The 15,401-nt window shown below is 50.0% G+C and carries 11 protein-coding genes; all 11 read left to right on the top strand.

The window, feature by feature from the left end; all coding sequences use genetic code 11:
- The first annotated feature begins 49 nt into the window (after window positions 1-49).
- Complete coding sequence (locus tag DWZ76_RS00160; RefSeq protein ID WP_118471374.1) at window positions 50-1,306, top strand: lactate dehydrogenase; 1,257 nt, start codon at window positions 50-52, stop codon at window positions 1,304-1,306.
- Window positions 1,307-1,342: 36 nt separating this feature from the next.
- Window positions 1,343-2,491 (top strand): NAD(P)H-dependent oxidoreductase, encoded by a 1,149-nt coding sequence (locus DWZ76_RS00155; RefSeq protein ID WP_243017740.1) that lies wholly within the window; start codon window positions 1,343-1,345, stop codon window positions 2,489-2,491.
- Between the two features lie 307 nt (window positions 2,492-2,798).
- Window positions 2,799-4,079: an ATP-binding protein gene (locus tag DWZ76_RS00150; RefSeq protein WP_107000642.1), complete on the top strand. Its 1,281-nt coding sequence runs from the start codon at window positions 2,799-2,801 to the stop codon at window positions 4,077-4,079.
- Complete coding sequence (locus DWZ76_RS00145) at window positions 4,080-4,925, top strand: DNA-binding domain-containing protein (RefSeq protein ID WP_022359963.1); 846 nt, start codon at window positions 4,080-4,082, stop codon at window positions 4,923-4,925.
- Window positions 4,926-5,079: 154 nt separating this feature from the next.
- Window positions 5,080-6,267, top strand: a complete 1,188-nt coding sequence (gene gltS / locus DWZ76_RS00140; protein WP_117796259.1) for a sodium/glutamate symporter — start codon at window positions 5,080-5,082, stop codon at window positions 6,265-6,267.
- A 435-nt stretch (window positions 6,268-6,702) separates the two neighbouring features.
- A complete protein-coding gene (gdhA, locus tag DWZ76_RS00135) occupies window positions 6,703-8,055 on the top strand; it encodes an NADP-specific glutamate dehydrogenase (RefSeq protein ID WP_118471372.1) in 1,353 nt (450 codons plus the stop codon).
- A gap of 276 nt (window positions 8,056-8,331) precedes the next feature.
- Entirely contained in the window at window positions 8,332-9,480 is a 1,149-nt protein-coding gene (locus tag DWZ76_RS00130) for a TAXI family TRAP transporter solute-binding subunit (protein WP_233430208.1), read from the top strand.
- A 41-nt stretch (window positions 9,481-9,521) separates the two neighbouring features.
- Window positions 9,522-11,519, top strand: a complete 1,998-nt coding sequence (locus tag DWZ76_RS00125; RefSeq protein WP_182426688.1) for a TRAP transporter permease — start codon at window positions 9,522-9,524, stop codon at window positions 11,517-11,519.
- Window positions 11,520-11,829: 310 nt separating this feature from the next.
- Window positions 11,830-12,744, top strand: a complete 915-nt coding sequence (locus DWZ76_RS00120) for a S1 RNA-binding domain-containing protein (RefSeq protein ID WP_118471370.1) — start codon at window positions 11,830-11,832, stop codon at window positions 12,742-12,744.
- 71 nt (window positions 12,745-12,815) lie between these two features.
- Entirely contained in the window at window positions 12,816-13,547 is a 732-nt protein-coding gene (locus DWZ76_RS00115) for a GTP pyrophosphokinase family protein (RefSeq protein WP_333549075.1), read from the top strand.
- 12 nt (window positions 13,548-13,559) lie between these two features.
- Window positions 13,560-15,377 carry a glycerophosphodiester phosphodiesterase family protein gene (locus DWZ76_RS00110; protein WP_118471366.1) on the top strand — a complete coding sequence of 606 codons (1,818 nt, stop codon included), beginning with the start codon at window positions 13,560-13,562 and terminating at the stop codon, window positions 15,375-15,377.
- Window positions 15,378-15,401 lie beyond the last annotated feature (24 nt).

The raw sequence follows: 15,401 nt of genomic DNA, 5'->3' as shown, positions 1-15,401 counted from the left end.
CGCAAAATAATATCATATAAGATATCAAAAAGAGCAGGGGGTATACAATATGTACTATTATAAAATTGGAGATAAAATCTGTTGTTCCTTCAATGGAAATTTATCATACGAAAAGGCAGAAATGCCGCACCCGGGCACGCCGCTCACATTCTTATTCGAGCGCGAGCCGGGAACCGGAAGAGATTCTTTTAAGGTAAACTCGCCGCTGCTTTTATTCCAGGAGGCAGAGAATGTTTCCTGGCTGAGCAGCCGGAAGCTGGAGGTGCAGGCGGCAAACAAGAATTGTGAGCTTGACGAGGCAGTCAAAGCCGCGATCGCTCAGGGCGTGATGCGCGCAGTCAACCGCCAGCATCCGGATTTTGAGGCTATTTTGGCAGAAAAACCGCAGAAAACGAAGAAAAGAGTCCATGTTCTGGCGATCGGCGATGTCGGAAGTACGCTGTTGACCGGGCTTCATCTTCTGGGCGGCGACTGCATCAGTTCGATCGGCATCTGTGATATTTCCGATAAAGTGACCGCACGCTGGGAATTTGAGGAAAACCAGATTGCCTACCCATGGTCGTATGACGCGCTGCCGGAGGTCGATGTGGTAAAACCGGAAGACCTCTTCAAGTGCGATGTATTTGTATTTGTCGCTTCTAAGGGAATCCCGCCGGTTGGTTCTGGCGTCAAGGATGTGCGGATGTACCAGTTTGAAAATAACTCCAAGATCGTTGCGCAGTATGCAAGACAGGCGAGAGCCGAGCATTTCAAGGGCTTATTTGCCGTTGTCTCCGATCCGGTTGACCCGCTGGCAAAGACGGCATGGCTGGAGAGCAACAAGGACGAAAACGGCATCCTTGATTTAAAGGGACTCCGCCCGGAACAGGTACAGGGCTTCGGACTCGGCGTTATGAATGCGCGCGCGGCTTATTATGCGAAGCGCGACGGGCGGTTTTCACAGTTTTTGATTGAGGGGCGTTCCTTCGGACCGCATGGACAGGATCTCGTCATCGCAGATTCCATTGAGAATTACAACGACGAGCTTTCAAAAGAACTGACCCAGCTGACGGTAACGGCAAACCTGCATATGCGTGCGATCGGTTTCAAGCCCTTTATCGCACCGGCATATTCCTCCGGCGCGATCTCCCTGATTCTGATGATGCGCGGCGAATGGCACTGCGGTTCCGTATTCATGGGCGGCATCTTCATGGGCGTGAAAAACCGTTATACTGAATACGGTCTGGAAACAGAAATCCTGCCACTGCCGGATGCGCTGTATGAGCGGATTGTGACGGCGGAGGAAAATCTGAAAAAGATTGTGTGATTGATGAGTCTTATCGCAGGAAGGAAGCGAAAATAAATGATTCATTCAAATTCAGAAGGAGATATTTATATAGAAGAAATGCCTCTCCTCCTCGTTCATCTGCGCGAGGAGGAAAAAGGCGCGGATGCGCGCCTTTCTGAGGTATTATCCTATGCGCTGGACGGCTACGCCTACGAGACAGCGGCGGAAATCAGTGCTTTTGAAGATTATGTAAACCGATGGAGGCGCCTGGAGAAGACACAGAATCGAAAAAATCCAGTCCAGGGACGTATCCTGTTTGCCGTGCCCCTTGGCACATCTGGCATCAACCTGGAGCTTTACCGTCTGATTCGTTTCCTGCGGGAACATCCGGATTTTCTGAACGGTTTTGTCGGCGGACTTTTGGTGGACAGTGAAAATGACCTCTATTCCAAATCGGCGGCGAAGGATCTGGTATTTGCCGCTAACTGTGCGGGCTGCGCGTTCGTGGGACGCCCGCTCGTCGAGGGCACGCGGACACTTTCCAATTACACGATCGTTTCCAATAATCTTGGAACCGATCTGATGGGGGCATACCGCGAGAGCGCGGCGGGGCTGGTCAAAGAAGTACTGGGAACGGATTGCGTCAGGAAAAAATGTCCGAAAGTATTGGTATTGCACGCGTCAAGCCACAAGACCTCCAACACCTACGCGATCTGGGACCGGGTGAAAGAACAGCTCCCGGAGATGGAGATCCGGGAGATAGGGCTTCGAAACGGTACGCTTTCCGACTGCGCCGGATGCCCGTACAAGATGTGCCTGCATTTTGGCGAGCAGGGAAGCTGCTTCTACGGTGGAGTGATGGTCGAGGACGTCTATCCGGCAGTCCGCGAGGCGGATGCCATCGTGATGCTCTGTCCAAACTACAACGATGCGCTGTCGGCAAACCTGACTGCGTTCATCAACCGCCTGACTTCGCTGTTCCGGACGACGCGGTTTTATGACAAAGCGCTGTTTGCGGTGGTTGTGTCGGGCTATTCCGGAAGCGATATCGTGGCGGAACAGCTTATCGCGGCGTTAAATATGAACAAAACCTTCTATCTGCCGGGGCACTTTGCGATGATGGAGACGGCAAACAATGCCGGGGCAGCGATGCAGCTGCCGGGGATTGAGGAACGGATGAATGCGTTTGCGGAGAGAATCCGGGAGACGCTATTATATAGGTAAAGAGGCGTTATAAGCAGGGCAGCGTCACTGGGAGAGTTTGTAACTGTTCACAGGTAGGAATTTTTTGAACTGAAAATTCCGTACGATACAGTTCCGGCAGCAGATTTTGCCGATTTGGAATGCGTAGCATCGGCAAAATCCCGTTGCTGGGCACACGTGTGTGAACAGTAACGAGAGTTTCACATCTGCTATAAAATTCTTTACAGATTTCATGAAACTAAGTATACTATATAAATATGCAAAAACTGTTTTACTCAGGCTAAAAGCTATGTGAAATTGTACTATTTAAAGAGGGAGAAAGGCAGAAATGAAATCCTGGAGACGAACATTAGCGATAGGCTTTATCATAGCGATAACTTCGCAGCTTTATTGGAACGTATTTGTCAACAATTTCCGTGTGTCAGCGTCGGTTATCCTGCTTCCGGTGCTGATTATGACAGTCGGAAGCCAGATTCACACGATGACGATCTGTACGGTGACGTCGATCATTGTTTTTTTATTCCGAATTGTGATATATTATCTGCAGGGAATGCCATCCGAGATGCTGGTACAGCTTGCGATGCCCGGAGCATTCTTTTATATCGTGTACGGCATGATGTTCAAGCTGCAGATCCGGAATAAACATATCGCGAATCTGGAAAATGTGATTGCGGCGGCATTTTTCTGTGACTTATGCTCGAATATATTCGAAAACTTCCTGGCGGCGCTTCTTAAAAACAATGCGATGCCGGGACCGGATATAATTCAAAAGCTTTTTATGATTGCCGCAGTCCGCACACTTTTTGTGGCACTGGCACTGATCGGAGAACAGCAGTACCGGCTTCTTCTTACGAAAGCGGATCATGAGAGCCGTTATCAGCGGTTATTTCTTATGACAACGGGACTCAAGACTGAGATTTACCTGATGCATAAGAACACCGAGGAGATCGAGCGCGTCATGAGCAATGCATACAAGCTCTATGAGCAGATTCTGGAAAAGGATCTTCCACGGGAAATGCAGCAGATGGGACTTGAGATAGCGCGGGATGTCCATGAGATCAAGAAAGATTACATCCGCATCATTCAGGGCATTGAGGAGGCGATCGAGGAAGAGTCGAACGAGGAAACGATGAGCCTGCAGGATCTTCTTCGGATTCTGGAATCATCCACCTACCGGACCATGGCGGAGAAAAAGCTGGATATCCGTCTGATGTTTGACTGCCGGGACAATTTTATGACGCAGGAACACTACCAGCTTATGACGATTCTCAAAAATTTGGTAGGAAATGCGGTGGAAGCGATCGAATCGACGAAAAAAAGTGGGATGATCTGGATTCGGGAGTACAAAAAAGATGGCAATTATGTGTTTGAAGTAGCGGACGACGGACCGGGAATTTCAGAAAAACATCTCCCACGGATTTTCAATATGGGATATTCAACGAAGTTTGATGAAAAAACCGGCAATATATATAGAGGCGTCGGGCTCTGCGGTGTGAAAAACGCGGTAGAGGAGCAGTTTGAAGGTAGTATTTCAGTGGATTCGGAAGAGGGAAGAGGAACGAAATTCCATATTGAGATACCGATAGCGAAATTGGAGGAAATAGAGTAAATGGAGATTTATATTGTTGAAGATGATATGTCAGTGATCAGCGTCCTGCAGGATATTATTGAAGATAATGATCTGGGAATCGTCTGCGGAACTTCAGAGGGACAGCCGGCGGATGTGGATGATATCCTGGCAAAGAACCCGGATATGGTTCTGATTGATTTTCTGATGCCGGAAAAGGACGGTGTTCAGGTCATGCGTGAGCTGCGGGAAAGAGGCTGCAAGGCAAAATGCATCATGATTTCCCAGGTGGCGGCGAAAGAATTGATCGGCAAGGCATACGATGCGGGCATTGAGTTCTTCATCAGCAAGCCAATCAATATCATTGAGGTAAAATCGGTCATCCGTAATGTGGATGAGCAGATCAAGAATGAGAAAACACTGACGAATATTAAGAAAATGTTCATGGCAGAGATCGCGGATATGCCGAAGGAGAAGAAAAAAGATGACGGTTACGGCAGAAAGGTGCTTTACATTTTAAACCGTCTCGGCATGTCCGGCGAGAAGGGCGGCGACGATATCCTTCGGATCTGCGAGTATCTGCACAACAACGGACGCCCGATCTCCCAGGTCAGCATCGGTCAGCTCTGCGAGCTTTTGAGCGATGCGCCGAAGAACATGGAGCAGCGTGTCCGCCGTGCGATCGCGGTCGGCATGTCGAACCTGGCACATTTGGGTATTGAGGATTTCATGAATGAAACCTTTACTGCATACTCCAGCACCCTGTTCCCATTCGAGGAAATCCGGGCAGAGATGGATCACATCCGCGGTAAACGCCGTTACGGCGGCAAAGTCAGCATCAAAAAGTTCATCGACAGCCTGATGCTGGCGGTAGATCGTGAGGTATAACGGGTAGATTTACAAAACTTTCCAATCTGTTTATCATAAGTTAAAAAAATGTTATAAAAATTTTATGTTTTTATGATGGATTTTGTAGTTTTTTGTCGGGGCTACAGTATTATACACTTGCGAGCAAGAAAAAAAATAGGTTGGAGGTAGTTGTATGAAGACAATCGAGCTTGATATGTATCAGGCAACCGCAGTTGCGGCACTTGTACTGTTACTGGGACGTGTTCTGGTAGCTAAAATTTCTATTCTTCGTCGGTATTGTATTCCGGCACCTGTAGTTGGTGGTTTCCTTTATGCAATCGTTCATACCATCGTAAGAGGCATGGGCATTCTGGAAATTTCCTGCGACATGACACTTAAAAACGTATTCATGGTAGCTTTCTTCTGTAGCGTAGGTTTCACAGCATCCTTCCGTATGCTGAAGAAGGGCGGCGTTCAGACAGTTGTATTCCTGGCTCTGTCAGCTGTTATGGTAATTCTTCAGAACGTTCTGGGTGCTGGTCTGGCAAGCGTATTTGGTCTGGATCCTCGTCTGGGTCTGGCAACCGGTTCCATCCCGATGGTAGGTGGTCACGGTACTGCTGGTTCCTTCGGACCGTTACTTGAGGAATTAGGCGTAGCAAATGCGAGCGTTGTAGCTATCGCTTCCGCTACTTATGGTCTGGTTGCAGGCTGCGTAATCGGTGGTCCTATCGCAACTGCTAAGATCCGTAAGTACAAACTGTCCGCAGCTACTGAGGCAGCTACTAAGACTGAGACTGTAGAGACAGATGAGACTGGTGCAATCGATTCCGCTAGAATCCTTGACGGTCTTCTGTACTTAATCGTTGCTATCGGTGCTGGTACTATCGTATCCATGTTCCTTGGCAAGTTTATGACATTCCCGTTCTACATCGGCGCAATGTTAGTTGGTGCTATCATCCGTAACATCATGGATGTTCAGAACAAAGAGATCCCGATGGAAGAGATCAGCACACTGGGCGGTGCTTCCCTTTCCGTATTCCTGGGTCTGGCTATGATCGATATGAAGCTGTGGCAGTTAGCTGAGCTGGCTGTACCGATGGTAGTTATGCTTCTTGCACAGACAGTACTTATGTTCTTCTATGCAAACTTCGTTGTATTCAACGTACTTGGCAAATCCTACGATGCTGCTGTTATGACCAGTGGTTTCTGTGGATTCGGTATGGGTGCTACCCCGAACGCTATGGCAAACATGCAGGCAATCACCGGCGTATATGGTCCGGCTCCGACTGCATTCATGGTTGTTCCGCTGGTAGGTTCCTTATTCATCGACTTTGTAAACGCAACTATCCTGACAGGATTCATCAGCTTCCTGGGCTAATAGATGCGAATTTCAAGAGGTCTGCTTTTGGGCAGGCCTCTTTTTTTGCGTAATAGGAAATTTCTTGGAATTTTCTATCACACAAAAAGGAACTAATGTGCCAATGATACGTACTCGCGCGAAGATGCAGGTTGTCGCAAGCGGCCGCGCGAGACGCCCGAATGTGCCAGGACACATTCGTTGTCCATCCCCGAGTTATAATCAAGAACAATATAACTCCATAAGCAAATGATAATAACATCTATAAGACTATTTTTATTTGATTTTGCCGAAGAGATGATATATAATACATTACAGAAACAGAAAAGTTCACAAAAACGATTTGGAACCAGAGGGAAAATTGTACAAGATAGATGAATATATCATCGAGTATTAGTGGTAACCATAGTTGAGTGAGCTATTCAAACTTATATACATATCAGGAGGTATTATCTAATGAGCAAGTATGTTGACAGAGTTCTTGCAGAACTCAAAGAGAAAAACGCACATGAGCCGGAATTCCTTCAGACTGCAGAGGAAGTATTATCTACTCTGGGTCCGGTTGTAGATGCACATCCGGAGTACGAGAAGGTAGCTCTTCTTGAGAGAATGGTTGAGCCGGAGAGAACAATCGAGTTCCGTGTTCCGTGGGTTGATGACAACGGTGCTGTTCATGTAAACCGTGGCTATCGTGTACAGTTCAACGGCGCTATTGGACCGTACAAAGGAGGCTTACGTTTCGCTCCTTCTGTAAACCTGTCTATCATGAAGTTCTTAGGCTTCGAGCAGACATTCAAAAACAGCTTAACAACTCTGCCGATGGGCGGCGCTAAAGGTGGTTCTGACTTCGATCCGAACGGCAGAAGCGACAACGAGATCATGAGATTCTGCCAGTCCTTCATGACTGAGTTATATCGTCACATCGGACCGGACGTAGATATCCCGGCTGGTGACCTTGGTGTAGGCGGACGTGAGATTGGTTATCTGTATGGCCAGTACAGAAAACTTCGCGGTGCATTCGAGAACGGTACTATCACAGGTAAGGGAATGTCCTTCGGTGGTTCTCTGGTTCGTCCGGAAGCAACTGGTTACGGCGCTGTTTACTATGTAGAAGCTGTTATGAAACATGAGAACGATGACATCAAAGGCAAGAGCGTTGTTGTATCTGGTTTCGGTAACGTTGCTTGGGGTATCTGCAAGAAACTGGCTGAGCTGGGTGCTAAGGCTGTTACCCTGTCTGGTCCGGATGGATACATCTACGATCCAGATGGTGTTGTAACTGAAGAGAAGATCAACTACATGCTGGAGATGAGAGCTTCTGGACGTAACAAAGTTCAGGATTACGCAGACAAGTTCGGCGTACAGTTCTTCCCAGGTGAGAAACCGTTCGGCGTTAAGGCTGACATCATTATGCCGGCTGCTACTCAGAACGATGTTCGTATGGAAGAGGCTAAGAAGATCGCTGCTAACGGCATCAAGTACTACATCGAGGTAGCTAACATGCCAACTACCAACGAAGCTCTGAGATTCTTAATGGATCAGAAGAACATGGTAGTAGCTCCGTCCAAGGCTGTAAACGCAGGTGGCGTTCTTGTATCTGGTCTTGAGATGAGCCAGAACAGCGAGAGATACAGCTGGACAGCAGAGGAAGTTGATTCCAAACTTCATCAGATCATGACTGGTATCCATGATGGTTCCGCAGCAGCAGCTGAGAAATACGGCTTAGGCTACAACCTGGTAGCTGGTGCTAACATCGTTGGTTTCCAGAAAGTTGCTGACGCTATGATGGCTCAGGGTATCTGCTGGTAGTCAGTAGTTCCCCATACCATATGGAGTGAATGTATAAGTAATATAATTGCATAACGCAGTTACATAAAGAGACTGCTGATTCGGACAACCTGGCGACAGGAAGTCCGGCTCAGCGGTCTTTTTTGCGTAATAGGAAATTCCTTGGAATTCCCTATTACGCAAAAAGGCACTAACGTGCCAAGGAATAATTCTTCCCTCCCACACATAAAATAGTAATGGTAATTTTTGACAGTCTATCTAAGACGTAAATGTTCAAGCAGGGAGGAGAATGAGAGAATGAGAAGAACAAAAAAGACGAAAAAAACGAGAATGCAGGGACACATGGCAGTAGCAATTTCCATGGCGATGGCGGCAGGGCTGGCGCTGACGGGATGCGGCAGTACCGGAACGACAGGAGTATCGGCAGAGACATCTGCGGGAGGTAAAAATGAAGCCGGGAGGAATACTGCCGGTAACACAGCAGGCGGACAGGAAGAAAGTCAGAGTGGGGCTGGCGCTGCGCAGGTGACAGACACGAAAAAGGGCGGAAAGGATGGCGGAACCAGCCTCATTTTCACGACGGGAGGCGATCAGGGTACATATTATGGATTTGGCGGCGTGCTTGCAGGAAAGATAGGGGAATCGACCAGCACTTCGGTGACGGCGATCACATCGGGCGGTTCGCAGGCAAATATCGAGGCGCTGGATGCACATGATGCGGATTTGGGATTTGTGCAGTCGGATGTCATGGCATATGCCTACAATGGTACGAATCTCTTTGAAGAATATGGAAAAGTTGCTGATTTCTCGACCGTGGCGGCGCTCTATATGGAGCAGGTGCAGATTGTTACGCTGGATCCGTCGATTCAGTCGGTAGCCGATCTGGAAGGCAAAAATGTTTCGGTCGGCGCGGCGGGGTCAGGCGTCTATTATAATGCGGTGGATGTGCTGGGAGCATATGGATTGGATATCGAAAAAGATATAAATCCGACGTATCAATCCTTTGGGGACAGCGCAGAGGCGCTGCAGGATGGCAAGATTGATGCGGCATTTGTCGTAGCGGGTGCACCGACGACCGCAATCACCTCCCTGGCAGCGACGAAGGATGTGTATCTCGTCAGCCTGGACGATGAGCATATGGATCAGCTGATTAAAGAATCGCCATATTACAGCAAAAACACGATCCCAGCGTCCGCGTATGGAACGGATGAGGATATCAGGACGGTGGCTGTCGGTGCGGTAGTAGTGGCGCGCGATGACGTTCCGGCAGAGGATATCTATAACTTCTGCTATGGCGTCTTTGAAAATATGGATTCCATCAAGGCGGCGCATGCGAAGGGAGCGGAGCTGAACCTTGAATTTGCCACTTCGGTCACAGCGGTTCCGTATCATCCGGGAGCAGCGGATTATTTCGCAGAGAAAGGGATGGAGGTGCCGGTGAAATAAGGGGGAAACCCAGAAATGAAGTGTGAAAGGGGGTTATACGAATGGGTGAATGGAAGGAAAAGAAAAACAGGGCACCAGATCTAAAATACCTGGAACGTGAAAGCCTGAAAAAGGGCGATTCGGACACAGGGACAGCTGCGGATGTTGAGTTAGTCATGAAAAAATATGACCGCGAGTCCAACACGCGCGTCTGGCAGGGGAAACCAGCATCGATCATCCGGTGGCTGTCGGTATTATTTTCCGTTTACAGCATTTATGTGACGCTTTTCAGTACCGCCTTGCCGGAAATCCGGTTGTCGATGTTTCTGGGAATGATTCTGATTCTCGGGTATCTGCATTATCCGATTCAGAAGGGAGACGGACGCATCAACCATATGCCGTGGTACGACTGGGTTCTGATGGCAGTGGGGGCGGTTCCATTTTTCTATTTTGCGGCGAACGCGCATGCGATCATTAAGCTGGCGACGCGGGTCACGAAGAATCCGGTTATGGTGCTGATGGCGATTCTGGCGGTGCTCTCGCTGATGGAACTTTGCAGGCGTTGTGTGGGAATCCCGATTCTCTGTGTGGTCGGTGCACTGCTTGTATATACATTTGCGACGGTGCGTTTTGGAAAGGTTATTTATGATTTATTTTACACGACGAGCGGAGTTATGAATACGCCGATCAATGTCTGTGCAAAATATATTGTGGTCTTTATCATTTTCGGGGCGTTTCTGGAACGGACGGGGATCTCGAATTTTTTTATCGACCTGGCGAACTGTCTCTGCGGTTCCTCGGCGGGCGGTCCGGCGAAGGTGGCGGTTATCTCCTCGGCGCTCTGCGGGATGGTATCGGGATCTTCGGTTGGAAATACTGTCACAACGGGTTCGGTCACGATCCCGATGATGAAAAAATGTGGTTACCGCCCGGAATTTGCCGGAGCAGTGGAGGCGGCTGCTTCGACCGGCGGGCAGATCATGCCGCCAATCATGGGCGCGGCAGCATTCCTGATGGCAGAATATATGGGCGTGCCGTATGCGACGGTGGCGCTGAAAGCGATTCTTCCGGCAGTGCTGTATTTTGCGGGTATTTATATCGCAGTGCATCTGGAGGCACAGAAACTGGGACTTCGTGGAATTCCGCGGGAGGAACTGCCGCAGATGCGGGTGCTGATGAAACAGATCTATCTGCTGGCACCGTTGATTGTGCTGGTGGTGCTGGTATCGACAAATACATTTACGATGCAGTTTTCTGCGTCGGTAGCGATCTTTGCCGCGATTGCGGTCGGTGCTCTGAACCGGAATAACCGGATCACGCTGAAAAAGATTGTGGATGCGCTGGAGGCAGGCGGACGCGGCACGATCACGGTGGCGGTTGCCTGTGCGATGGCGGGGCTGGTGGCTGGATGTATCACATCGACCGGTCTGGCATCGAAGCTGATCACGGCAATTGTGGCAGTTTCCCAGGGAAAACCGCTGATCGCGCTGTTCCTGACGATGTTATGCTGTATCGTGCTTGGCATGGGCGTTCCGACGACGGCAAATTACTGTATTATGGCGGCGACCTGTGCGCCGATTCTGATTGCACCGGAGATCGGGATCAATCTGGTCTGCGCGCATTTCTTTGTTTTCTATTTCGGAATCGTGGCGGATATCACACCGCCGGTGGCATTGGCAGCTTATGCGGGTTCCGCGATCGCGAAAGCGCCTCCGATGAAAACGGCGCTCAATGCGACGCGGCTGGCGGTTGCCGCTTTTATCGTGCCGTATATTCTGGCATTTAACCCGGCGATGGTATTCATCGACACGAATGCACTGCAGGTTGTGCAGATCTGCATCACCTCGCTGCTCGGTATCTTCGGGATTGCGGCAGCGCTTAACGGTTTTCTGTTTGGATGGCTGTCCGTTGTAGAGCGGCTGGTTTTGATCGTGGGCGGTCTGTGCATGATGGATCCGGGCGCATGGACGGATCTGCTGGGACTTGTGTTGGTTGGCGGTGTGACATTCTGGCAGAAGAACCATGGATTGGAGAAAGATGCGGAGACGGGTGTTGGATGAATGAATTTGCATTGCAGTTTACATAACGTGTAAACTGTGATGTGAAGTGTGTGTAAACGTAGACCGCACAGGCGCAGGCATGTGCGGTCTTTTGTGGCATAGGAAACTTCGTGCGGTTTCAGCAAGGTATGTTTTTTGTTTCCGGTGGGATGTTTGCAAACCAGAGGCTGTGAATCGGGCGGTAGCGAATCGATTTTAAGATAATTTTCACAAATTCACTCTGGAAATATCGGGTGGAATATGGTTAAATAGACAATAGAGTTTTGGCACCCAAAAGAGTGCAGAAGGAACGGAAAGGAGAAATACCAGAATGGATGAGAATAAAGGATTGGTAGAGACAATGGAGGACTACGCCGAGGAGCTGGAGGCGTCTTTCAAGCGTCTGCATGAGGGTGATATTGTGACTGGCACGGTTGTTGCAGTGACGGACGACCAGGTGCTGGTGGATCTGAAATATTTTGCTCAGGGCGTGATTGACCGTGAGAATCTGAGCAATGATCCGGATTTTAATATGAAAGAAGAGATTCAGCCGGGCGACCTGCTCACGGCAACGGTAATTCAGACCGACGACGGCGAGGGCAATGTCGTTTTATCCCGCAAGGAGGCGAATGACAGGATGACGTGGGAACATTTCCGTCAGCTGCTCGATGAGCGCACACCGCTTGAGGTTACTATTTCCGAGGTCGTAAACGGCGGTGCGGTTGCGATGGTGGAAGGCGTGCGCGGCTTTATACCGGCGTCGAGACTGGATGCAGCGTATGTCGAGGATCTGGACAGCTGGAATGGAAAGAAGATTCCGGTGCTGGTGATTGAGGCGGATGAGGAGAAGAAACGTCTCGTCCTGTCCGGCAGAGAGTTGGCGAGAGAAAAACAGGATGCGGAGAAGAAGAGCCGGATTGCACGCTGTGAGACCGGCGCGATCATGGAAGGAACGGTCGAGACAATCAAGCCATACGGCGCGTTTGTCCTGCTGGAAAATGGCTTAAGCGGACTGGTACACGTTTCCCAGATGAGCAAAAAGCGCGTGGAGAATCCGGGTGCAGTCGTAAAGGTGGGACAGAAAGTGACGGTGAAAATCCTGTCTACCGCAAATGGCAAATTAAGCCTTAGCATGAAAGAGGTAGAGCCGGACGAAGCGCCGGAAGAGGAAGTATTTAATTATCATGAGTCAGGCGAGGCGACAACCGGGTTTGCCGAGCTGTTAAAGGGCTTTAAATTTGACTAAATAGCAGTAAAGGAGAGGGAAAATTGAATATCCCTGAGACGTATAATCAGCTTGACCAGTGGACGACAGTCATGTTTCTGTACAATTCTGCCCTGAAAGCGATTAACACGAAAATTGAAATTCTAAATAACGAGTTTATTCATTTATATAATTACAATCCGATCGAGCACATCAAATCGCGCCTGAAAACGCCGGAGAGTATTGTCAAGAAGCTTAAACGCGGTGGATATGAGGTAACGATCCCGAACATGATTGAGCATCTGAGCGATATTGCGGGCATCCGTATTATCTGCTCGTTCAGTCCGGATATTTATCGGATCGCGGAGATGATCGCGCGTCAGTCGGATGTGACGGTGCTGGTGGTGAAGGATTATATCAAGAATCCGAAGCCGAACGGCTACAAGAGTTACCATATGGTTGTGACGATCCCGATTTATCTAAGCGATGGTCCGGTGGATACGAAGGTGGAGATCCAGATACGGACGATAGCGATGGATTTCTGGGCAAGTCTGGAACACAAGATTTATTATAAATTTGAAGGAAATGCGCCGGATTATCTGGAGCAGGAACTGAAAGCCTGCGCGGATATGGCGGATATGCTGGATAATAAGATGTTTTCCCTGAATCAGGCGATCACAAAGATTGCGGAGGAACAGGCGAAGGAGAAGGAAGCTGCGAAAGTGGCGGAGAAAATGAAGAAAGCAGAGCGGGAGGATGTGCCCGCGGGGAACGAGCAGGAGCCGAAAGACGGGAAACGGAGCGGGGAAGCTGCGTCCGGGAACCGGAAAGAAGCCGGAGAGTAAGAGACGAAGAAAATGAAGATACGCAGGCGGATGGGTGAGACAAAGCAGATTGTTCAGGTAAATGGGGGGAATATTCTGCTGTTTGAGCTGGCTTCCCGTTTGCTCACGCTGCCGCTTCTTTTGCAGGCAGTGGCGGCGCTGTTCCGGCTGTCGGTGCGTGCGTCTGGCTACAGTTATGTGACGGTCAGCAATCTGGTTTCCTACCTGCTGCGACCGGTTACGATCGCGATTCTGGTTTTGATGGCAGCGATCCTGCTGGTGGGAGTTTCCATCGAGGCGGCGGGACTTCTGGCGGCATATCAGGCGGCGGCACTCTCGCGAAAAATGAGCGCTTTTTCGATGTTTGCGGCAGGCATCCGTCTGACGGTATCAGAGATCCGAAAGCGGAATCTGCGGTTGTTTCTGGTGCTGGCGGTTCACGGCCTGGTGCTTCATTCATTTTTGATTTACCGGATGTTATGCCATGTGAAGGCGGTCAAATTTATCCTTCCGGCGCTTCTGGCGGAGAACTGGGGGCGGCTTTTACTGGTTGGCGTGATTGTTGGCGCGGTTGTGATTTCACTTCCGACGATTTTTATCTGTTTTGGCTGTATGCTGGAGCAGCGGTCGTTTCGGGGCGGATTTCTGCGAAGCAGGGAGCTGCTGCGCGGTAATCGGGTACAGGTAGTTGGGACGCTTGTTTTGTGCAATCTGGCAGTTACGGCGGTGACGGTGGTGCTCTATCTGATTGCGGTTGTGATTGTGGCGGTGTTTGCTGTCTGGTTTGCGGACCGGCGTCTGGAATTGATTCTGGTTTTAGAGGCGCGCGACCGGATCGAGATGGTTCTGATGCCGCTCATGAGCATCGTGCTGATGTCGGTCAATTATGGCGCATTGACGGTGTTATATGTGCAGCTGGACCGGAAACGTCAGAACAAAGAGCGCTGGAAGTTTGAAGCTGGCGAACATGCGGGTCTTCCGTGGTTGAGCCGCCGCAACCGGATGGCGGCGCTGGCACTTCTGACGGCATTGAGCGCCGGAGCAATGTACGACGCTTTTTACCGGGGCAATGTGCTGGCGGCGGATCAGCTGAGGGAAGTGCAGCTCACAGCGCATCGGGGCGCATCGACGAGCGCACCGGAGAACACGATGCCTGCGATGGAGGCAGCGGTCGATCAGATGGCGGATTTTGCAGAGCTGGATGTGCAGGAGACGCGGGATGGTGTGCTGGTATTGTTCCATGACAGCACTCTGGAGCGGATCGACGGGACGCGGCGGACGATCCGGTCGCTTTCCTGGGACGAGCTGCAGCAGGTAGATGCCGGTGGCTGGTATTCGGAGCAGTACAGCGGGACGCGGATTCCGAAGCTGGAAGACGTCATCGAATATGTCAGGGGACGGATGATGCTGAACATCGAGATCAAATATGCCGGCGCGTCCAGCGATCTGCCGGAAAAGGTCGTGGACTGTATTCGGGAGAATGATTTCGCGGAACAGTGCGTCGTGACATCGACGAGTCTTTCTTATTTAAAGCGGGTGAAGGCGGCGGATCCAGATATTTATACGGGCTATATTTTGTCGGCAGCATATGGAAGCTATTACGAGGATGATGCGATTGATTTTATCAGCCTGATCTCCAGTTCAGCGAACCGGAAGCTGGTCGAGCGCGTCCATGCCTGTGGTAAGGAGGTCCATGTCTGGACGGTCAATAAAAAGAGTGAACTGGAGCGAATGAAGATGATTGGCGTTGATAACATCATCACTGACCGACCGATTCTGGCGCGGGAGGTCATTCTGGGCGAGGAAAATGCGGAGAATCTGCTGGCGCGGCTGAGGGCATTGTTACGCTAAAGCAAGATTACAGGAAATATAAAA

It is taken from the genome of Clostridium sp. AF35-15 (genome assembly GCF_003477745.1).
GTDB lineage: Bacteria > Bacillota > Clostridia > Lachnospirales > Lachnospiraceae > Otoolea > Otoolea fessa.
This window is presented reverse-complemented; position numbering and strand designations above follow the sequence as displayed.